General features: G+C 60.4%; 22 protein-coding genes. 13 read left to right on the forward strand and 9 right to left on the reverse strand.

Annotation, left to right across the window (positions count from 1 at the left end):
* Positions 1 to 23 precede the first annotated feature (23 nt).
* Together B8746_RS08530 and B8746_RS08535 are read right to left on the reverse strand one after the other, a co-directional pair.
* A complete protein-coding gene (locus tag B8746_RS08530) occupies positions 24 to 1,205 on the reverse strand; it encodes an acyl-CoA dehydrogenase family protein (protein ID WP_084393272.1) in 1,182 nt (393 codons plus the stop codon).
* Between the two features lie 108 nt (positions 1,206 to 1,313).
* Positions 1,314 to 4,331: a TonB-dependent receptor domain-containing protein gene (locus tag B8746_RS08535; RefSeq protein WP_084393273.1), complete on the reverse strand. Its 3,018-nt coding sequence runs from the start codon at positions 4,329 to 4,331 to the stop codon at positions 1,314 to 1,316.
* 313 nt (positions 4,332 to 4,644) lie between these two features.
* Between B8746_RS08535 and B8746_RS08540 the strand changes: the two genes are divergently transcribed.
* Entirely contained in the window at positions 4,645 to 5,334 is a 690-nt protein-coding gene (locus B8746_RS08540; RefSeq protein ID WP_158084573.1) for a rhomboid family intramembrane serine protease, read from the forward strand.
* Here the strand turns inward: B8746_RS08540 and B8746_RS08545 are convergent.
* Together B8746_RS08545 and B8746_RS08550 are read right to left on the reverse strand one after the other, a co-directional pair.
* Positions 5,331 to 6,281 (reverse strand): NUDIX hydrolase, encoded by a 951-nt coding sequence (locus tag B8746_RS08545; protein ID WP_084393275.1) that lies wholly within the window; start codon positions 6,279 to 6,281, stop codon positions 5,331 to 5,333. The two genes, B8746_RS08540 and B8746_RS08545, sit on opposite strands and share 4 nt — an antisense overlap.
* Positions 6,278 to 6,904 carry a YfbR-like 5'-deoxynucleotidase gene (locus B8746_RS08550; RefSeq protein WP_233124113.1) on the reverse strand — a complete coding sequence of 209 codons (627 nt, stop codon included), beginning with the start codon at positions 6,902 to 6,904 and terminating at the stop codon, positions 6,278 to 6,280. Before B8746_RS08550 ends, B8746_RS08545 begins: the two co-directional genes overlap by 4 nt.
* A 173-nt stretch (positions 6,905 to 7,077) precedes the next feature.
* Between B8746_RS08550 and B8746_RS17515 the strand changes: the two genes are divergently transcribed.
* Positions 7,078 to 7,212, forward strand: coding sequence for a hypothetical protein (locus B8746_RS17515; protein ID WP_267905932.1), 135 nt, complete (start codon positions 7,078 to 7,080; stop codon positions 7,210 to 7,212).
* Positions 7,213 to 7,217: 5 nt separating this feature from the next.
* Here B8746_RS17515 and B8746_RS08555 read toward each other — a convergent pair whose 3' ends face one another.
* From B8746_RS08555 to B8746_RS08575, 5 genes are all read right to left on the reverse strand, one after another.
* On the reverse strand, positions 7,218 to 8,336 hold the full coding sequence (locus B8746_RS08555; protein ID WP_084393277.1) for a beta-ketoacyl-ACP synthase III: 1,119 nt from the start codon (positions 8,334 to 8,336) through the stop codon (positions 7,218 to 7,220).
* Positions 8,337 to 8,446: 110 nt separating this feature from the next.
* Positions 8,447 to 8,659: a hypothetical protein gene (locus B8746_RS08560; RefSeq protein ID WP_084393278.1), complete on the reverse strand. Its 213-nt coding sequence runs from the start codon at positions 8,657 to 8,659 to the stop codon at positions 8,447 to 8,449.
* Entirely contained in the window at positions 8,656 to 9,258 is a 603-nt protein-coding gene (locus B8746_RS08565; protein WP_084393279.1) for a DNA-3-methyladenine glycosylase I, read from the reverse strand. Before B8746_RS08565 ends, B8746_RS08560 begins: the two co-directional genes overlap by 4 nt.
* A complete protein-coding gene (ygfZ, locus tag B8746_RS08570) occupies positions 9,236 to 10,069 on the reverse strand; it encodes a CAF17-like 4Fe-4S cluster assembly/insertion protein YgfZ (protein ID WP_084393280.1) in 834 nt (277 codons plus the stop codon). The genes B8746_RS08565 and ygfZ overlap by 23 nt, the downstream gene beginning before the upstream one ends.
* Positions 10,070 to 10,173: 104 nt before the next feature.
* Complete coding sequence (locus tag B8746_RS08575) at positions 10,174 to 10,719, reverse strand: biotin transporter BioY (protein ID WP_233124115.1); 546 nt, start codon at positions 10,717 to 10,719, stop codon at positions 10,174 to 10,176.
* A gap of 175 nt (positions 10,720 to 10,894) precedes the next feature.
* On the opposite strand from B8746_RS08575, the gene B8746_RS08580 reads away from it, so the two are divergent.
* The 11 genes from B8746_RS08580 (at position 10,895) to B8746_RS08630 (ending at position 18,745) form a co-directional block, all read left to right on the forward strand.
* Positions 10,895 to 11,341: a hypothetical protein gene (locus B8746_RS08580; protein ID WP_084393281.1), complete on the forward strand. Its 447-nt coding sequence runs from the start codon at positions 10,895 to 10,897 to the stop codon at positions 11,339 to 11,341.
* Positions 11,342 to 11,565: 224 nt separating this feature from the next.
* Positions 11,566 to 12,909, forward strand: coding sequence for a dihydroorotase (locus B8746_RS08585; RefSeq protein WP_084393282.1), 1,344 nt, complete (start codon positions 11,566 to 11,568; stop codon positions 12,907 to 12,909).
* The gene (locus tag B8746_RS08590; protein ID WP_084393283.1) at positions 12,906 to 13,493 is read left to right on the forward strand and encodes an HD domain-containing protein; all 588 of its coding nucleotides are present in this window, start codon (positions 12,906 to 12,908) and stop codon (positions 13,491 to 13,493) included. The genes B8746_RS08585 and B8746_RS08590 overlap by 4 nt, the downstream gene beginning before the upstream one ends.
* Positions 13,494 to 13,601: 108 nt before the next feature.
* On the forward strand, positions 13,602 to 14,123 hold the full coding sequence (locus B8746_RS08595; protein WP_084393284.1) for a hypothetical protein: 522 nt from the start codon (positions 13,602 to 13,604) through the stop codon (positions 14,121 to 14,123).
* A gap of 115 nt (positions 14,124 to 14,238) precedes the next feature.
* Entirely contained in the window at positions 14,239 to 14,847 is a 609-nt protein-coding gene (locus B8746_RS08600) for a hypothetical protein (RefSeq protein WP_084393285.1), read from the forward strand.
* A complete protein-coding gene (locus B8746_RS08605; RefSeq protein WP_084393286.1) occupies positions 14,844 to 15,359 on the forward strand; it encodes a hypothetical protein in 516 nt (171 codons plus the stop codon). Before B8746_RS08600 ends, B8746_RS08605 begins: the two co-directional genes overlap by 4 nt.
* Positions 15,356 to 16,108 carry a hypothetical protein gene (locus B8746_RS08610; RefSeq protein ID WP_084393287.1) on the forward strand — a complete coding sequence of 251 codons (753 nt, stop codon included), beginning with the start codon at positions 15,356 to 15,358 and terminating at the stop codon, positions 16,106 to 16,108. Before B8746_RS08605 ends, B8746_RS08610 begins: the two co-directional genes overlap by 4 nt.
* A gap of 51 nt (positions 16,109 to 16,159) precedes the next feature.
* A complete protein-coding gene (locus B8746_RS08615; RefSeq protein ID WP_084393288.1) occupies positions 16,160 to 16,651 on the forward strand; it encodes a hypothetical protein in 492 nt (163 codons plus the stop codon).
* Positions 16,648 to 17,229 (forward strand): GNAT family N-acetyltransferase, encoded by a 582-nt coding sequence (locus tag B8746_RS08620; RefSeq protein WP_084393289.1) that lies wholly within the window; start codon positions 16,648 to 16,650, stop codon positions 17,227 to 17,229. The genes B8746_RS08615 and B8746_RS08620 overlap by 4 nt, the downstream gene beginning before the upstream one ends.
* Complete coding sequence (locus B8746_RS08625; RefSeq protein WP_084393290.1) at positions 17,226 to 18,017, forward strand: hypothetical protein; 792 nt, start codon at positions 17,226 to 17,228, stop codon at positions 18,015 to 18,017. Before B8746_RS08620 ends, B8746_RS08625 begins: the two co-directional genes overlap by 4 nt.
* Positions 18,014 to 18,745, forward strand: coding sequence for a hypothetical protein (locus B8746_RS08630; RefSeq protein ID WP_084393291.1), 732 nt, complete (start codon positions 18,014 to 18,016; stop codon positions 18,743 to 18,745). The genes B8746_RS08625 and B8746_RS08630 overlap by 4 nt, the downstream gene beginning before the upstream one ends.
* Positions 18,746 to 18,785: the final 40 nt, after the last annotated feature.

The following is an 18,785-nucleotide window of genomic DNA, read 5'->3' on the forward strand; positions in this document are numbered from 1 at the left end:
ACCAGTGCTTCCGGGCTGAAGGTCTATACACCCAGCTGCCGCGCGGCGAGGTCCCGCATGATTTCTTCCGAGCCGCCGCCGATCGCCATGACGCGGACTTCGCGGTAGATGCGCTCGACGCGGTGGCCCCGGATGAAGCCGGCCCCGCCGAGGATCTGCATCGCCTCGCGGGCGCAGAATTCCATCGTCTCGGTCGCCTGCACCTTGAGCATGGCAAGCTCGGCGACAGGCGCTTCACCATTCTGGACGCGCCAGGTGAGCTGGTCGAGCATGGCTGTCGTGGCCCAGACGCGCTGGCACATGGACGAGATCTTGTGGCGGATGACCTGATGGTCTGCGAGGCGCTTGCCAAAGGTTTCGCGCTGCTGCGCCCAGCTGGCGGCTTCTTCAATGCAGACGCGGGCATAGGCGGTGGCCTGCGCGGCCATGCCGAGCCGTTCGCCGTTGAAATTTGCCATGATGCCGTAAAAGCCCTTGTCGACTTCGCCGATCAGGTTTTCCGGCGGGACGAAGACATCGTCGAAATGGATGGTGGCGGTATCAGACGCCCACCAGCCCATCTTGGGCAGGGAGGTGCGCGAGACGCCTTCAGCTTCGAGGTCGATGAGCATGAGAGAAATGCCGCCCATGCCTTCGCCGCCCGTGCGCACAGCCGTCGTCAGCCATTTCGAGGTGCAGCCGCCTGTGATGTAGGTCTTCGAGCCGTGGACGACCCAGCCATTGCCGGAGCGTTTCGCGCTCGTCTTCAGCTGGGCGACGTCAGAGCCGCCGCCCGGCTCCGTGATGCCGAGACTGATCTGTTTCTTCCCGGAGAGGACTTGCGGGGCGATTTCGCGTTTCATCTCTTCAGTCCCGAGTGCCATGACGGGCGGCAGGCCGATGCCGTGAATCATCAGGGCGGATGAGACGCCGCCAGCCCCCATGCGGGCAAGTTCTTCAGAGGTAACCGTGCCGTGGAAACGGTCAAACTCGGTGCCCGCGCCGCCATACTCTTCCGGATAGCCCATGCCGATCAGGCCGGCTTCCGCCGCTTTCGGATAGACGTCGCGGGGAATGACGCCGTCGGCTTCCCATGTCTCGATGTTTGGAACCAGTTCCTTATCGATGAAGGCGCGCACCGAGCGGCGCCACATGGAATGTGTGTCATCCATCCAGGGGGCAGGGGGACGCAGGCTGTCGAAAGTGATGTCTCGTGTCTTGCTCATCACGCGATGGTGACGCGGGCGCGAGCGAAATCAATTGATGACGTCGGGGCAAAGAAAAAGCCCGCCGCACGAGGCGGCGGGCTTTTGGGGTGCTGGATCCGCAGCGGATCAGTAGCGCAGACGCAATCCGACCGTGTAGGTGCGGCCGAGCGGATTGCCGACAAACGGATTATAGGAGAGTTCGAGGCGAGCCGGTGCCGGCTCCTCATCGGTGATGTTCTCGATACCGCCGGTCAGCTGCACTTCGGCAAATTCGACGGGGAGCGTCCAGGAGCCGTGCAGGTCATGCTGGATGTAGTCCGAAGCCGCGACACCGAAATTGGTGGTGCCCGTGCCGGCAGCGGTCGGTCCGCGATTGTCTTCCACACCGCTCAGATAGTCGAGCGTGTAGCGCAGGTTGATATTGTCCAGCGCATAGTTGGCAATCAGGTTGCCTTTCAGCTCTGAAATCGGGGCTGCACTGCGATCAAGGTTGGCATAGCCCACCGCGTCGAAGGCCGGTGCGAATACGGTGCCGCTCAGCGAGAATTCGCGAACATCGTATTCGAGCGTGTAGGTGCCGTTGACACCAACCGTCGCAAGACCTGGGCCTGCATCGAAGTCATAGCTTGCCGCAAAGTCGATGCCGGATGTCTTCACCCCCGGACCATTGACGTTGTCGGCACGCACGCGCTGGATGTCGTTCCCGACGGTGACGCCCTGGATACACTGATTGTCGGCAAATGTGATCCGGTCAACGAGCGGATGCGAACAGTTGACCGGCAACGTGCCGGAGGTCTGACCATTGGCGACAGCACTCGCAACGGCCTGGACGGGCGTCAGTGTGAGCTCGTCCTCGAAGTCATAGCTCCAATAGTCGACCGACACGGACAGGCCGGCATTATCGTAAATTGCGCCAACATTATAAGTGAAGGCGGTCTCCGGGCTGAGGCCTGGATTGCCGAACGTATCGACCGATTTGAAGTTGTTCCCGGCTGCCGCAATGCCAACCAGGCCGGTAGTGAGGCGGCCTTCGCGGACCACGCCCGGGCCGGGGCCGCGGAAAGTGGTGCCGGCCGAGCCACGCACGGTGAGCCATTCGGTCGGCGTGTAGCGGAGGGAAACTTTCGGATTGGTCGTCGAACCGATTGAACCACCGTAATCTTCGTATCGAACGGCGACGGTGGCTTCGAGATCATCGATGATCGGAAGGAAAACTTCGCCGAAGAGCGCGTAAACGCTCTGTGACAAGCGGCTCTCGCGCGTCTGTCCAAGGAAGATCCAAGGTCCGAGCGGAAGGGGGCAGTCAACCTCTCCCTCGACCGGGCACGGGTTTACGTCAGCGTTCGACAGGTTGTTCAGCGGATCGCTGAAGAACTCATTGTGGCGATACTGGGCACCTACGGCATAAGCGAGGTTGCCGCCATTCAGCAGGATGCCAGATTCGCCTGACAGGACGGCGTCCAGAATGAGCGTTTCCTCGCTCTGGTCGGTGCCGTTCGGTTCGAACATGTAATCGAGCACTTCGCGGGAGTTCTCGTTGCCGGGTACATAGCCTGGATTGTCGATACCGAGGGCTGGATTGGCCGCATGGCCGTTCAGGAACGGGTTAAAGTAATAGCAGTCACCAACGCCAGCCGTTCCGGTCGCGCGGTCACAATTTTCGCCGCCGAAGCCTTCGAGGGAATCCTGCAAACGCTGACCGACCACATCCGGCGTGTAGAAGGTGCGATCCGATTCGAAGTAGGTTGCGGCGGTGTCGAGGGTCAGATTGTCAGTAATATCCCATGCGAAGCCACCTGAAACACGAAAGGCTTCGTCAATCGACTGGCCGACCTGGCCGCCTTTGCCGCCATAAAGCTCTTCATTGCCGCCAAAGCCGATGGGGCGGAAGAAAAGTATGGATGCATAGCTTCCGAACAGGTTGGCGAAACTGCCTGGCGTGCCCGGATCGGCTGCACCGCCTGCCAGGCCGGACTGGTTGATAAAAGCCTGGTAACCGGGATTGGTGTCGGGCACGAAAAAGGCCTGTGCACTTCCCGGTCCAAGCGGCCCCTGGGTTGGTGGGAAGCTGGGAGAATACCGGTTGTTGGTCTGATCCGTCTTCGCATAGAGGGCTTCAGCGTGAATACGGAAACTGGGTGACAGGTCCGCATCTGCCTGCGCGTAGACCTGGGTGCGGGTCTGGTCTTCAACCAGATTGTCGAACGGGACATAGTTGAAACGACAGATCGGGAAGCCCGAGAGCGTCCCGCCTGTACCGCCAATAGCGTCGCATGCACCGATCGCTGAACCGTCGACGGCAAGGCCCAGCGAGGTGCCGGCGGCGCCCTGCGAGATCGGGCCGAGTTTTGGAATATAAGTGCCTGGATTGCCTAGCACCGACCACTGGGCCGGGTTGACGTCAAACGGACGGATGACGAAGTCACGCTCGGTGGTCGAGAGCTCGGACCGGACCTGCTGGCCGATGCCGATCATCACGTTCCCATTGTCGAAGTTCTTGCCGAAGAGGGCGCTGTATTCATAGTCGCCGTCAGAACCGTCTATGGCGGTGAAGTCGCCCTTGAGCTCGATGCCGTCAAAGCCGGATTTGGTGATGAAGTTGGCCACGCCGGAAATGGCGTCTGATCCGTAGGTCGCTGCCGCACCATCTTTCAGAACTTCGATCCGCTCAAGCGCGAAGAGAGGGATGAGGTTGGTATTGGCAAAGCCATCGCCTGGCGAGTTGATGGTGCGGCGCCCGTTCATCAGCACCAGGTTGCGCGAGGCGCCGAGGTTTCTAAGGTTGATCGATCCTGTGCCCTGTGCGCCTTGAGCGTCACCGCTGAACTGGTTGGAGTCCCCAAGGACAGAGCCGACGGATGGAAGCGATTTGATGAATTCGAGCGGCGAGCTGATGCCGGAGGCGTCAAGCTCGGCAGAGTCGAAAACGTCCACCGGAAGCGCTGCATCTTCCGGCGTGCCTGCAATGAATGAGCCGGTGACCGTGACTTTTGTCTGACGCAGTTCCGCGCTGTCTTCGCCTGCCGGTGTTTCCACGCTGATCGGAGTGTTGTCTTCCTGCGCCTTCGCCGTTGCGACGAAAGTCGTCCCCAATGCGACCGCAAGCGCCGACCGCGCACAGGTGTAGAGTAATTTGCCAGTCAATGAATCCTCCCATGGTGAAGCTGGTAAGTCAGGTTCTCTTTGCGGAACCTTGACTTGCGCATGCTCGGAAATTGTAAGGCGGTCAAGCTACTTTAATATAGTTTGCATGCTCCAAATATGAACCGGTTTAAGGGCTGATTGGGGTTTTTCGAGATATAAATTCTAAAAATGCGAAATTTGCGGCAATAAAATTGCGTCAACGCAGACTGTTTTTGGGTCAAAGCGTCCGGTGTTGCATTAAAATGACATCGCCTCACAAATGCATTTTCATGCTGTGGTTCCAATCTGTGCCGCATCATCCCATATCGCCTGCATGCGAATTGATGAGCAGGAACAGGTCATCCCTCCTCCGCGTGAGCCGGTCTTCAACGGCTTCCCCCTTATTGTATTGCTGCTGTCGGGCGCGATCATTGCCGTGTCCCTGGCCGACCTGATGGGAGGAGGGGGGATTCGCGACTATCTCTGGAATCTCTGTGTCGTCGCTTACGATCCCGACACCACCTATGTCGGCAGGCCGCTGGGCGATGTCGGTCCGCTTTTCCTGCACGTTTTTCTTCATGGCAGCGTGTTTCACCTGTTCATGAACATGGCGATGATGGTGGCTTTCGGGCCAGCCATCGCGAAGGCTTTCGGCGAGGATGTGAGGGGCGCGGCGGCCTTCATCGTCTTTTTCTTTGCCTGTGCCGGTGCGGGTGCGCTGGCCGAGATCGGCTGGGCCATGCTGCAGCAGGATCCCATCTTTGCGCTCGGCGCATCGTCTTCCCTGTCAGGCTTCTTCGCTGCAGCCGGATGGATGATGGGCGGTCTGCGCGGCGCGTTGCGCCTGTCGCTCCCCTGGCTGGTCATCAATCTGGTGATTGCGGTGGCCGGGCCGGACCTCGTGCAAAGCCTGCTGGGCATGCGCCTTGCCTGGGCCGCTCATATTGGCGGGCTCGTTGCCGGGTTCGTGCTGTTTCCCGTCATGATCAAGATCATGCGTCCCGGCATCCGCCTGCTGGACTAGTTGCCCTGCCTGACCGCCGGGGTGGCGATCCCGAGCGCTGCGCTGCGGCGGAATTTTTCGCGCTTGAAGCGGAACAGTTCAGCGGGCCGTCCGCCGGTTTCCGACATCATCTCGCCCGTGCCTTCGACCATGCCCATCCGGTCAAGCGCGCGCCGGAAATTCTGCTTGTGCAGCGGCAGGCCGAGAATGCCTTCGCTCACCGTCTGCAGGGCCGAAAGCGTGAAGCGCTCGGGCATGAGTTCGAAGACGACCGGGCGATAGCGGATCTTGCCGCGAAGGCGTCCCATGGCAGTGGCAAGGATACGGCGGTGGTCAGACGCCATCGGTTCGCCAAGTTTTACATCGGGTATGGGCAGGCCTGCATCGCGCGCGCATTCGGTCACGAGGCCGGCCTCGTAAAGCAGCTCATAGCGTTCGAGAACCCGGTCATCGATCCAGTCCTGACCGCCAAGACCAAAGGCGAGATTGGCGCGCGCCTGGCGAGTATCGCTGCCGGCGGCCCAGGTGCGCAGGCGCGGTGCGATTTCGGCATCGATGAGGGCCGGCCGGCCGCCGCGATGGTCTTCCCATGGGAAATGGCTGTACCAGCCGCGCCATTTTGCTTCGAGGACTTCCGGCAGGCGCTGCTGGTCCGGTGTCAGGCCGAGATAGCCGACCGAGACGACACGGGCGTTGGACGGCACATCAATGAGGGTGGCTTCCGGCGTTTCGCGGTCGCGGTCGCCAAATGTGTAGAGCTGTTCGACATAACCCAGGTCGAACCCTGTCTGTTCGCGGACCCAGCCGCGCAGGGCAAGTTCGAAGGTGCGGTGGCGTTCCGGGTCGAAGGCACCGAAGGGCAGGGCGCGCAGATCGCCCTGTCGGCTGGTGACAAGCACGCTGGGCGTGCCGCCATCGGTCGCAACGATCACGACGGACAGGCCGATGATCAGGGCGGTCTTGCTCACCGGCGGTTTTCCTTCTCGGCAAGCAGGGTTTCGTGCCGGTCGATAAAGGTCTTTTGCGCGAGCGTCGGGGCCTGCGGGTCAAGCTCCAGCCGGATAGAGCGGGGCGGGGAGCCGAAGAAACGGTCGGCTTCAGCGGTTCCGAACCCTGCCAGCTGGGTCGCTTCATACCAGGCGCAGATATGGTCGGCGCGTTTGATCAGGCGTTTCAGGCTGGCGGGCATACGGGCTGGGAGGCCGAAGCGGATATGGATGGCCTCTGACAGGCGGTTTTCGATCTCCTTGTAGCCATCGCCGAGCACGGCCTTGAATGGCGAAATCATGTCGCCGATGACGTATTCTGCGGCGTCATGGTGCAGCGCCATCAACCGTTCGCCGGGGCGTAGCCCAGGCTCCAGCAGGCCGCAGATCGATTCCACGACCACACTGTGCTGGGCGACCGAAAAAGCGTGGTCTCCAATGGTCTGGCCATTCCACCGTGCAACGCGGGCAAGACCGTGCGCAATGTCATCCACCTCAATGTCCACGGGGGACGGATCCATCAGGTCAAGGCGGCGTCCCGACAGCATTCTCTGCCAGACGCGGGCCGGGACTTTTTTTGGAACGGGGACGGGACGTGAACTCATGGGGGCACTGTTTAATCATCTGGAAAGCGGGGTAAAGAAAAGCCCTCATTTTGCTTACCAATTGCGGCAGTTAAGCCGCGATCTGATCAGGTCTCGTTAAGGCCTGCGGGTCATAGTCGGCTCAACGAAACAAAGATAAGCCCCGAGGCGTGATGACGATGGTGGAATTGGTGATGAGCGTAGCAAACAATACAGCTACAGCGTGGTGGGTCCTGGCTGGCGCGGCCTTGATCATTACGGTTGAGGCCGCCCGTTCCAGCAAGCACATCCTGTGGGGTGACATCGGCGAAGACGACCACGACGACTAGTCGCGTCAGCCGACCTTTTCGACAAAGACCGTCCCGGCAGAATAGCCTGCTCCAAAGGAGCAGATGAGGCCCTTGTCGCCGGGTCTGAAGTCGCTGGAATGCTTGTGGAAAGCGATGATCGAGCCGGCCGATGATGTATTGGCGTACTCGTCGAGGACGGTCGGGCTCTCATCGTCCGAGGCTTCGTGGCCGAGCACCTTGGTCGAAATCAGCCGGTTCATGTTGGCATTGGCCTGATGCAGCCAGAGGCGGCGGAGCTGTTCGGGCTTGAGGTCGAGGCGATCAAGCTCCGACAGGATCATCTCCGACACCATCGGCACCACTTCCTTGAACACTTTTCGGCCTTCCTGGACGAAAAGCTTGTCCGGCTGACCAATGCCAGACGGGTCGGCGCGGTTGAGGAAGCCGAAATTGTTGCGGATATTGTTCGAGAATTTCGTCTTGAGATGCGTGCCGAGGATTTTCCAGTGGGTTTTCGGCGCGATGGAGACGTCCTCGACAAGCACGGCTGTGGCAACATCGCCGAAGATGAAATGGCTGTCGCGATCAGTCCAGTTGAGGTGACCGGAGGTGATTTCCGGATTTACCATCAGCACTGATTTCGCATTGCCCGCGCGGATGAAATCGGCCGCTGTCTGGATGCCGAACGTGGCCGATGAGCAGGCGACATTCATGTCAAAGGAAAAGCCATCAATGCCGAGCGCCTCCTGCACTTCGATCGCCATCGCCGGGTAGGCGCGCTGCATGTTGGAGGCGGCGCAGATGACGGCGTCGACATCCTTCGGGTCACGGCCTGCCGTCTCCAGCGCCTGACGGGCCGCCTTTACGGCGATCTCGGCGAGGATGGAGATTTCCTCATTTGACCGCTCGGGGATGACCGGGCGCATCAAGGCCGGGTCAATCACGCCTGTCTTTTCAACGACATAGCGCGATTTGATGCCAGACGCCTTCTCGATGAATTCGGTCGAGGAGTGCGTCTTGGCCTCGACATCGCCAGCCGTGATGGCAGCTTCGTTTTCCCGGTTCCAACGGTCGGCCCAGGCATTGTAGCTCTCGACCAGTTCAGCATTCGTGACGGAATAGGGCGGCGTCCACAGGCCGGTTGCCGAAATGACGGGTGTCATGAGGTTTCAAATTCTCCCATTGTCCGGCTCGTGGCAGCGACCGGAGTATCATGTGGGCCAGACTAGACCCAAGCGGGCGGCAACGTCGAGGCCGGCCCTGCGCAAACGTGTCAGTCGGCCTTGTCCTTCCAGTCTTCCTCGCGGCGTTTTTCCTCTCGCCAGTCATCCTCTGCCTGTTCTGCGGCAGCAACGCAGTCGAGGCGGGCGCGCTGGTCGACAATCTCGTCGCAGGCCCCCTCATCGCTGACATATGGGCGTTCCCAGCTGGCGCATCCGGCAAGGGCGATAAGGCCGGTCAGGGCGGCGATGGCACTGGTTTTCATGAATAAAGCTCCTGTATTTCCCGGTGGCGAGGGCACCGCGTCTCATGGTCGTTGACCATACCGACAGCCTGCATGAAGGCATAGACAATTACCGGGCCGCAGAACTTGAATCCCTTCTTCTTGAGGGCTTTCGACATGTCTTCTGACAAAGGCGTCCTGGCCTGTACCTGGCTGATGTCGGTGAGCTGGTTGACGATGGGCTTGCCGCCGGTGAACGCCCACAGCCAGTCGGAGAAGTTTTCGCCGGCGTCCATCATGTCGAGATAGACCTGCGCATTGCCGATCGTGGCCTGGATCTTCTTGGGGCTGCGGATGATGCCCGGATTCTGCAGGGCTTTTTCAATGCGGGTGGCATCCCAGCGGGCAATGCTTTCCGGCTCGAAGAGGTCAAACTCCTCGCGGATGGTGTCACGTTTCCTGAGGATGGTGATCCAGGACAGGCCTGCCTGCATGCCGTCCAGTTGCAGCTTTTCCCAGAGAGCGCGCGGGTCGTATTCGGGCACGCCCCATTCCTCGTCATGATAAGCGCGGTAAAGCACATCATCTGCCGGGGCCCATCGGCAGGCCAGCGTTTCGTCAGGCGAGAGATTCATTCCCATCGGTCAAGCTTGCCGCCATTTCATTGGAAAGCCAATCGGGCGTTTCGAGTTCGGCCGGTTTTCCCGCGGCTGACAGGGTTTCGCCGTCCTCCAGCGCCCTGGCGAGGCGGTCTGTGCGAAGGCGCGCGAGGGCGTGCGTGGCGCTCGCGCTGGTAACTTCGCCGACGGCGTTTCCAGCTGTAACCTCTTGTGCGGGCGTGATATTTTCCGCGTGGAGGACATAGGTGCGCTTGCGGATCTTGCCGCGGCGATGGGTGCGGCTGACGACTTCCTGGCCGACAAAGCAGCCCTTCTTGAGGTCGACGCCGCCCATGCGGTCCATATTGATCTCCCATGGGAAGACGTCTGCGCCCTGGAAGTCGCTGCCCCACTCAGCAATGCCGGCGGGGATGCGGATCGCGTCCCATTCCTCGGGCGTAAGTTCCGGGGCGGAACCTGTCGCAACCACGCCGCGACCGGGCAGGTCAGCCGAGCGTGGGTCTGCCGGGAAATCGTCGCCAATCGCTGCTGCGAGCCTGCCGTTGACAGCGATCTCGACCTTGGCGCGCAGGCGGAACATCATCAGGCGTTTGGAGAGGTCGCCGGCAGCATTGGTAGCGACATCGAGTTCAGCGCCGGTTTCTGTGCGATGGGCGATGAAGTCCGCGATCACTTTGCCCTGCGGGGTAAGCAGGGCGCCGTAGCGGGCTTCTCCGGCCTGCCAGTTCTGGGTGTTGTTGGTGACCAGCCGCTCCAGCAGGGCGAGCGTATCAGGGCCGTCGAGGACGAGGATGGAGCGGTTCGGGACAATGCGTGTTTCCATAGGAGGCATTTAGGATATCCGCCGGGATACGCCAGAAATTTCCGTAACTGTGAGCAGTTTTCAGGCAGGCCGAAACCGGGCCGATCATGGGCCGATGGCTGGCCGATTCCCGTCTATTTGGCGCTGCGGCCGTTTTTGTCGAGCGCAGCGAGGATGGCTGCGCCGAGCGCGCTCTTGATCATGCCGCCGACAATGAACGGGACGACGCCGGACAGGAAGGCGGCTTCGGGGCCGATGATTGTCGCGAGCCAGGCCCAGCCCATGGCCAGTATGAGGAGGTGCAATGTGATGAAGGCGCCAAAGCGGGAGACGTGGCTCTTTGCGATCGTGCGGGTGGCGACACCGGCAAGGAAGCCGGCAATCGGGAAGGAAAAGAGGAAGCCCGCGGTCGGGCCGACAAAGGCGGCCGCGCCATTCCCGTTTGCAAGCACAGGCAAGCCTAGAGCCGCAAGGCCGAGCCAGGAGACGATCGCAGCGAGACCCATGCGCGGACCGGCGATGGCACCAACCAGGAGGACGGCGAGCGTCTGCAGGGTGATAGGGACCGGCACCATCGGGACGGCTGCATAGGACGAGGCCGTCAGCAGCGCGACGCCAGCGATCAGAATGGCGGTCTTGCGAAGGAGCTGGATGCGGCCGGTCATGATGGAGGCTTGCATATGCGGGAGGCTCTTGTGTTCTGGTTGGTCTGCGAGCGCTGTGCGGGGTCCAGCAGGCCGGGTCAAGCCCGGAGCGAATTTGCCGTCTGGCTTGCAGGCGCATGCGATGCAGGCTTAGCTCGCGCAGGTTGCGCTGGTGCCGATTCGGGTCTGCGCTGCGAGGCTGGAGGATAGGATGAAACGGGTTCTGATCGCCGCATTGCCGCTGGCCGCTGTCTCGCTCGCATCCTGTATGACCACCAAATCCTATTCTGCCTGCAAGCAGGATGTGGAGCGGCTGAAGACAGCGATTTCGAACACGGCGGCGTTCCTCGACAGTGTGGAGCCTGAACTGCAGGCGGCAGAGGCCGCGGCGCGAGTGTGCGACACGCGGCTGGGCACGTGTGAGGCATCGGCGTGGGTGATGCGCCTTGAGATCCTGCGCGCCGATGCGGACAGCGAACGGGCCTACTTCACGCGGGCCAATGAGACCTGGCGGCCGGAAGCCTGCCTCGACTACACCTCGACCTATCGGCTGAACCCGCCACCGCCTGAACGCTACCGCGCCTATTATGAGAGTTATGACAAGGTGACAGCGCGGACCGATGAGCTGATCGCGGAATTGGAGGCGTTTGGGGGGTAGCGACGGACGCCGCCTGCTTTTGACGCGTCACTCTCGATGAGCCGACAGGGTCATCTGAGAGCCCATCTCCTGCCGCTCCAGCGGGTGCCTTCCTTGATAATGGGAGATGGGCCCTCTGACGGGCTGCGCCCGTCGAGGGTGACGATAAACTTCGCCGTTTCACTTGATCAGTTGAATGTCATGCCATTCGTGACATTCCGCACCAAGCGGCGCATAACGCCCCCATGACCCAGACCTATGACCTTATCCTGAAGAATGGCACGGTGGTTTCGCCGGGCGGTGAAGAGCTTGTCGATGTTGCCGTGCGCGGCGAGAAGATTGTCGCCATCGGCAAATTCGAGGCGTCGCAGGCTGGCGAAGTTTATGACGCGACCGGGCTTCATATCCTGCCGGGGGTGATCGACAGCCAGGTCCATTTCCGTGAGCCGGGGCTGGAGCACAAGGCCGACCTTGAGACCGAAGCGCGCTCTGCGGCGCTGGGCGGCGTGACGGCGGTGTTCGAGATGCCGAACACCAACCCGTCCACGACGACGCCGGAAATGCTGACCGACAAGCTTGCCCGCGCGAAGGGCCGGATGGATGTCGACCATGCCTTCTATGCCGGCGCGACGAATGAGAACCCGCACCTGCTCGCCGAGATGGAGCAGATGCAGGGCTGCTGCGGTGTGAAGGTCTTCATGGGCGCATCGACGGGTGACCTGCTGGTGAAGGATGACGAAGGCGTTGAGGCCGTGCTGCGCGCGATCAAGCGGCGGGCGGCGTTCCACTCGGAGGACGAGTACAGACTGGAAGAGCGGCGTTCTCTTGCGGTTGAAGGCGACTGGCACAGCCATATTGTGGTGCGCGATGTCGAGGCGGCGGTCAGCTCGACCAGGCGGCTGCTGAAGATTGCCCGCAAGACCGGCAAGCGCATCCATGTGCTGCATATCTCGACGGCGGAAGAGATGGAGCTCTTGCGCGATGCGAAGGATGTCGCGTCGGTCGAGGTGCTGCCGAACCATCTGACGCTGGCTGCGCCCGATTGCTATGACCGGCTCAAGGGCTTTGCCCAGCAGAACCCGCCGGTGCGCGAGCAGCGCCATCAGGATGCGCTTTGGCGCGCTTTGAATGCCGGGATCGTGGATGTCGTCGCGACCGACCATGCGCCGCATACGCGCGAGGAAAAGGAGCGGCCTTATCCAGCGTCTCCGTCTGGTATGCCGGGTGTGCAGACCTTCGTGCCGGTGATGCTGACGCATGTGAACAATGGCAAGTTGAGCCTTCGCCGCTTTGTCGAGCTGACGAGTGCCGGGCCGCAGCGCGTCTTCGGCATCGCGACCAAGGGCCGGATTGCCGAGGGCTATGATGCCGACTTCACCATCGTTGACATGAAGCACAAGCAGACCATCACGCATGAATGGGCCAAGGCCAAATGTGGCTGGACGCCCTATGACGGCTTCGAGGCGCAAGGCTGGCCTGTGGCGACCATCATCCGCGGGCGCTTCGTGATGCGCGACGGCGAGATCACGCGACAAGGCGGCGGCAAGCCGGTGCGGTTCAATGAGACGCTGGAGCCGGCTGAGATTTGAGCGTTCCTGCGGAGCTGATCGAGGGCCTGAAGGCCCGCTATGGCGAGCCGCAGCGGCATTATCATACCTGGGATCACATCACCGCGCTGAAGCGACATTATGACAGCCTGTCGGATGCCTGGTCGCGGCCCGAGCCGGTGCTCTGGGCGCTCTACTGGCACGATGCGATCTACGATCCGACACGCGGGGACAATGAGGAACTGAGCGCTCAGCTGCTGGAGGAGCAGGGGCGCGGGCATATCAGTGATGATGATCTAACTTTCGCGGCGAAAATCATCCGGGCGACGGCGAAGCATGAAGTGCCGGATGGTCTAAGCGCGAGCGATGCACATGACCTTGCCCTGTTTCTCGACATCGACCTGTCGATCCTGGGTGCGCCGACAGCTGTGTTTGACCGGTACGAGACCGATGTGCGCAGGGAGTATGGGTTCGTGCCCGACGAGGCGTTCCGAGCCGGGCGGGCGCGCATTCTGAAGGGCTTTGCCGAGCGCCAGGAACTTTACTTCACGGATGCGGGCCGAGGCCTCTGGGACGCGCGCGCCCGATCCAACCTCCAACGTTCACTAGACCGGTTGGCGGACTGACGCCGCGCCGTCCTGTATTCACCGGCATGTGGCGGATGATGCAAAAGAGCGGCAAAGCTTGATCGCAAGGGTGACCACTTTGGGTCGATATTCGGGGGCAGGTGCGTGATGAGTCTCAGTGACATAGGTGCAGTTGCGAACCTCCTCTCAGCGATCGCGGTCCTCGCCACGCTGATATATCTCGCAATTCAGGTGGAGCAGTCGAACCGGCTGGCCCGCTCCCAGTCTCGCCAACGGATGATCGAGCAGACCCAGCAGGAGCTCTATCAGTGGATTGATAATCCCGACCTGCGTGAGGCTTTCCTGAGCTCGAAAGTGCCGTCCGCCGAGACGCAGTCGAAGATGCACTTTTTCCTCATATCGGCGATGCGGCAGCGGGAATGGGAGTGGTTCCAGTACAAGGACGGCATCATCAACAAGCAGGTCTACGAAGCCTATCATGGCGTGATCGCGCTCCATCTTGGTATTCCGAGAACCCGGAAGTGGTGGCAAACCGTCGGGCGGATGGGGTTCAACCCTATATTTGTGTCCGAAGTGGATGCGTTTCTGGAACGCCAGCCACTGACCGAGAAATATTATGAAGATATCCGGCGCTTTGACTCACTGGTTCTGGAATCCGGGCCTGTGTGAGTCGGTTTTTGATCGCCGGCCGGTGCGCCCAATACGTGTTCCGAACTCGGTCAATTTCGGAAAATTCTAGGCAAATCAGCAATTCCCGTTAATCTCGCCCGTCAGGGGGATGAGCATGGTGGACACGGGTGAAGTCGAAACGGCGCAACAGGAAGAGTCAGTCGTTCGCGGCAGGCATCTCGACCGGCTCAATCGCTGGTTGACACTGGCGGCCAATCTTGGCGTGCTGCTGGGACTGATCGTGCTGATCATCGAGGTGCGCCAGAATGCGTCGCTGACGCATGCCGCCATGGACCAACAGAAGAATAACTTCCTTGCCGAGATCGAACTCAATATCGCCAAGCCTGAGATGTCGGCCATCTGGGTCAAGGCGATCCGCACGCCCGAAGCGCTGAGCGATACCGAGGTCCAGGCCGCAGGCAGCATCCTGGTGTCGGTCATGCTGCAATGGGACCAGATGTTCATGATGCGCGACGCCGGGCTGATCTCCGACGCCCGGGTGCGCCAGCACATCAGCAACACGGCGCCCTTCTATTTCGGATCACGTTTCGCCAAGCACTGGTGGGCGATGCAGGCCGCAGGCTGGGAAGGCACGGCCATGCAGAGGGATGCCACCCCCATCGTGGACGCGGTCGATGAGAATTTCCTCTCCGCGTATATGGACCGGCTCAAGATTCCTGCCGCCTCGCCCGCGATCGCCGGCCTGGTTGAGCCCGTCCAATGACGCTCAATGACGCCTACCTCCTGTCGCAGATCGTGGCCGTGGTGCTCGTCGCGCCGAGCATTCTCTACCTGGCCCTGCAGGTGCGCCAGAACACCCAGCAGCTGCGGGCAACGGCGCGGTTCCAATGGGTCGAAGCGTCGGGGCAATTCAATGCGCTGACGGCCGGGAGCGTCCAGGTTGCGTCCATGTTCCGGAAAGGCTGGGACAATCCCGACCAGTTGGACGATGACGAGCGCATGCAGTTCCTCATCCACCTTGGCCACTTCCTGCAGGTCTATTCGACCATGTATGAGCTGCATCAGGAGAAGCTGTTGCCCGAAACGCAATGGTACAACTGCCGCAAGGACATGATTTCCGTGATGAATTCGCCAGGCGGGCTCTGGGTCTGGGAGGCGTTCGGCAGGAAAGGGCTCCATCCGGAGTTTGTCACCTTCATGGAGGGACTGAGAAAGGCTGAAGACGGAAGCTTCGATCTCACAGCGGACGGCATGAAAAGGGAGGCGGTTACATGATCCTGCGGCGCCTCACCAAACACGTCAAAGAGCAGAACTGGTTTGCGGTCGCGCTGGACTTTCTGATCGTGGTCGTGGGTGTGTTCCTTGGTTTGCAGGTCAGCAACTGGAATGAGGATCAATCGCTGCAGGCGCGCTCGGATCAGTCGATCGTGGAACTGCGCAGGGAGTTTGCGGATATTGACGCAGCAGCCTCAGAGCTTTCCCAGTTCTACCGAGAGATCGTTGAGGACCTTGAAGTTCTCGTAGTGGCCCTAGAGCGAGGAGAAGTGTCGCCTGACACGTCAGACGACATCATAAACGCCTTGGCCTACGGAGAGGTGTTTGGCGATCCGCCGCCTCCTTCCGGCACGTTTCGAGATCTCAACAGCTCGGGCAATCTTGCCTTGATCGACAACCAGAAACTGCGTTTGCGTCTGATCGAGTATGACCAGAGCCTTGAAAACATCGTCGCGTCCGACGCCAACATCAATGCGATGCTGGCTCAATATAATGTCGCTTTCAGGCGGCACGTCACCTTCAGCGCCGCGCACGCAATACCTGATGGTGAGGACTTCAGTTTTCAGGACGTCAGCTTGCCCCTGGTAACATCTTTCGATTTCGAGGCGATGCGGACAGATCCTGATTTCAGCGTCGCAGCGCAGCAGCATTTGAGACTTCAGATCGGCAGGTACATCAATATCCGGATCAGCCAAAGCAAGATACGGCAGATACGAGACATCCTTGATGCAGATGATCATGCAGACTGAGCGCCGGGTCAGCCTGATGCACCCAATGAAATCCACTGAAAGGCAGCATGGATGACCCTCGAACAGACATACTTCCTGGCGGGGATCATCTCATCCATTGCGGTGATTGCGTCGTTGATCTTTGTCGGATTCCAGCTGAGGCATTCAGCGAACCAGCAGCGTATCGCAACGGCGGTCGGCTATTACGACATTTTCCGCGACCATATGAAAATCCTGAGCGAGGCGGGCATGGTGGACCTTTTTCTGCGGGGCCTCGAACAGGGGGCTGATGAATTCGAGCCGGCAGAAAAAACGCGACTCAACGTGTTCTACACCATGGTCACGCGCGGCTATCAGGTGATGTACTACCAGGCCCGGAAGAAAGTCTTTGAGGAAGATTTCTGGCAACATTCCCAGAACCATTTCCGAGACCATCTCGCCTCGAGATACTACCAGTCCTTCTGGACGGCGCGACGCCACCATTTTCCGCACGATTTTCGGAAGCTTGTCGATGGGCTGATCGAGGCCGGACCGACAGCGCCGCTGCTGGAGATGGAGACATGACGACCGGTGAGACGGATCCAGACCGCCCGGTCCAGCCGGCTGGCAGGGGATTGAGCGCTTCGGTAACCATCCGCGAGGCCGCGTCAGCCGCAGACTATGCCGGTTTCGGCGCGCTCATCTCCGAATATGTCGGCTGGTGCCGGGAGCGCTATGCGGCGCAGGAGTGGCTGGTCGACATGGCGTTCAGTCACCAGTCGCTCGACCGGGAGCTCGAAGCGCTCAGCACCACCTATGGCCCGCCCAATGGGCGCACGCTGATCGCGCTGGATGGCGCGGAAATTGTCGGAGGCGTCGCCTATCGGGTGCGCTCTCCCGATACGTGCGAGATGAAGCGGATGTATGTCGCCCGCGCGGCTGGCAAGAAGGGCATCGGACGGGCGCTCTGCGCGGCACTGCTTGACCTGGCCGCGGCGAATAGCTTTCGCCGTATGGTGCTCGACACCACGCGCGACATGACAGAGGCAATCGGTCTCTACCGGTCGTTCGGCTTCGCAGATTGCGAGGCTTATATCGATTATCCGGACCGCATGAAGCCGATGATGGTGTTCATGCAAAAGCCCCTGGGGTCGGCCCGATGATCCTCCGCCGTCTCGCCACCTCCATCCGCAAACAGGACTGGTTCACTGTCTTCATCGAGACACTGATCGTCGTGCTCGGCGTGTTCCTTGGCCTGCAGGTCAACAACTGGAATGAGGCGCGCAAGGACCGGGTGGAGGCGGAGACCTCGCGTGAGCGACTGATTGCCGAACTCCAAGCTGATCTCGATGCATTCGCGGTTCGCCGGCAATGGTACGAGGAAGTCCAGGAAGCCGCCCTGCGCGTGGATGAAGCGCTGCGCTCCGATCCGCCCGAAACGATTGATGAGACGTGGGGATTTGTTCTCGACAGCTGGATTGCGGGCGGCGAATGGCCGTTCGAGCCATCGGCGCAGATTTACAGTGAACTTCAGAATTCTGGTGATCTCGACCTCATTGCCAGCGGATCGATGCAGCGCCGACTGCGCGACTATTATGAAGACTCGGTCAACGAGATTGAAACGCTGATGATATTCCAATCAGGCTATCGCGATCTGTCGCGCCAATTGATCGAAGGGCGCGTCGGCATGCTCATGATTGACTGTCTCTCCTCGGCACCCAGTCCCGAACCCAGCCAGCCAAGCGCAAACCCTGATACATTCTATGAAAACTGTCCGCCGCCAGAAGATATCGCTCTTCTTTTGCGCTCAGCCAAAAGTCTCCGGGAGTCGGAGACGCTCCGATTGCAGCTGAATTTCCAGCTGAGCAAACTTGCGTGGCTGCCGACATTTCTTGATTACCTTGATCGACAGGCAGCATCGCTCGTCTCCGACCTGGAGACAGAACAATGATTCTCCGCCGCCTCACTACCGCGCTACGCAAGCAGGACTGGTTCACCGTCGTTATCGAAACACTCATCGTGGTGTTCGGCGTCTTCATTGCCCTCCAGGTCAATAACTGGAATGCGGGGCGTCTTGAGCGAGTGGATACTCAGAACGTGCTGGAGCGGCTGGAGCGCGATTTCGAACTGCAACTCTCGCTCACCAATCGCAGCATTGGACAGCAGGTCTTGTTGCTCGAGGCGACCAGCCGGCTCATCACTTCCATTCACACAGGTGAGTTCGATGAGCAGACGCTCTTCGAGGACGTCGCTTTCGTGGACACGATTTCGACCTTGCCCGGACCATCGGCGGCGTTTCAGGAACTCGTGGCCACGGGTCGATTACACCTGATCCGGAATGAGGATTTGCGGGACAAGCTCTATGAGTATGACAGTTCGATTATGTTCGGGCGCGAAATTTTTGGCGGCAGTTTCACGGCGCCCGTGGACGAACTGGCCCGTGTTCTGTTCAGGGCAAAAAAGCTGGTCGCGTCAGGCATCCCGTCGGAGACCTTTTCTCAGGTCGGCGCCGTCGAATCTGTTGATCGTGCGGTAATTCTGGAAGACCCGGAAGTTCTCGCCGCATTGCAGAACGCATACCTGATCCAGGACAATTATCATCTCATCCTGGTCCGGTGCCGCAACCAGATTGAAGCCATATTGGAGCTCCTGAGACAGGAACGGGAGCGCGCTTCATGATCCTCCGCCGTCTCACTACCGCGCTGCGCAAGCAGGACTG

The organism is Henriciella pelagia (genome assembly GCF_002088945.1).
GTDB classification, from domain to species: domain Bacteria; phylum Pseudomonadota; class Alphaproteobacteria; order Caulobacterales; family Hyphomonadaceae; genus Henriciella; species Henriciella pelagia.

Excerpts from the sequence above, each read along its gene's own strand:
- B8746_RS08530 (WP_084393272.1), bottom strand. The coding sequence starts at position 1,205 with ATGAGCAAGACACGAGACATCACTTTCGACAGCCTGCGTCCCCCTGCC.
- B8746_RS08540 (WP_158084573.1), top strand. The coding sequence starts at position 4,645 with ATGCGAATTGATGAGCAGGAACAGGTCATCCCTCCTCCGCGTGAGCCG.
- B8746_RS08550 (WP_233124113.1), bottom strand. The coding sequence starts at position 6,904 with ATGAGTTCACGTCCCGTCCCCGTTCCAAAAAAAGTCCCGGCCCGCGTC.
- B8746_RS17515 (WP_267905932.1), top strand. The coding sequence starts at position 7,078 with ATGAGCGTAGCAAACAATACAGCTACAGCGTGGTGGGTCCTGGCTGGC.
- B8746_RS08555 (WP_084393277.1), bottom strand. The coding sequence starts at position 8,336 with ATGACACCCGTCATTTCGGCAACCGGCCTGTGGACGCCGCCCTATTCC.
- B8746_RS08560 (WP_084393278.1), bottom strand. The coding sequence starts at position 8,659 with ATGAAAACCAGTGCCATCGCCGCCCTGACCGGCCTTATCGCCCTTGCC.
- B8746_RS08565 (WP_084393279.1), bottom strand. The coding sequence starts at position 9,258 with ATGGGAATGAATCTCTCGCCTGACGAAACGCTGGCCTGCCGATGGGCC.
- ygfZ (WP_084393280.1), bottom strand. The coding sequence starts at position 10,069 with ATGCCTCCTATGGAAACACGCATTGTCCCGAACCGCTCCATCCTCGTC.
- B8746_RS08575 (WP_233124115.1), bottom strand. The coding sequence starts at position 10,719 with ATGCAAGCCTCCATCATGACCGGCCGCATCCAGCTCCTTCGCAAGACC.
- B8746_RS08580 (WP_084393281.1), top strand. The coding sequence starts at position 10,895 with ATGAAACGGGTTCTGATCGCCGCATTGCCGCTGGCCGCTGTCTCGCTC.
- B8746_RS08585 (WP_084393282.1), top strand. The coding sequence starts at position 11,566 with ATGACCCAGACCTATGACCTTATCCTGAAGAATGGCACGGTGGTTTCG.
- B8746_RS08595 (WP_084393284.1), top strand. The coding sequence starts at position 13,602 with ATGAGTCTCAGTGACATAGGTGCAGTTGCGAACCTCCTCTCAGCGATC.
- B8746_RS08600 (WP_084393285.1), top strand. The coding sequence starts at position 14,239 with ATGGTGGACACGGGTGAAGTCGAAACGGCGCAACAGGAAGAGTCAGTC.
- B8746_RS08605 (WP_084393286.1), top strand. The coding sequence starts at position 14,844 with ATGACGCTCAATGACGCCTACCTCCTGTCGCAGATCGTGGCCGTGGTG.
- B8746_RS08610 (WP_084393287.1), top strand. The coding sequence starts at position 15,356 with ATGATCCTGCGGCGCCTCACCAAACACGTCAAAGAGCAGAACTGGTTT.
- B8746_RS08615 (WP_084393288.1), top strand. The coding sequence starts at position 16,160 with ATGACCCTCGAACAGACATACTTCCTGGCGGGGATCATCTCATCCATT.
- B8746_RS08620 (WP_084393289.1), top strand. The coding sequence starts at position 16,648 with ATGACGACCGGTGAGACGGATCCAGACCGCCCGGTCCAGCCGGCTGGC.
- B8746_RS08625 (WP_084393290.1), top strand. The coding sequence starts at position 17,226 with ATGATCCTCCGCCGTCTCGCCACCTCCATCCGCAAACAGGACTGGTTC.
- B8746_RS08630 (WP_084393291.1), top strand. The coding sequence starts at position 18,014 with ATGATTCTCCGCCGCCTCACTACCGCGCTACGCAAGCAGGACTGGTTC.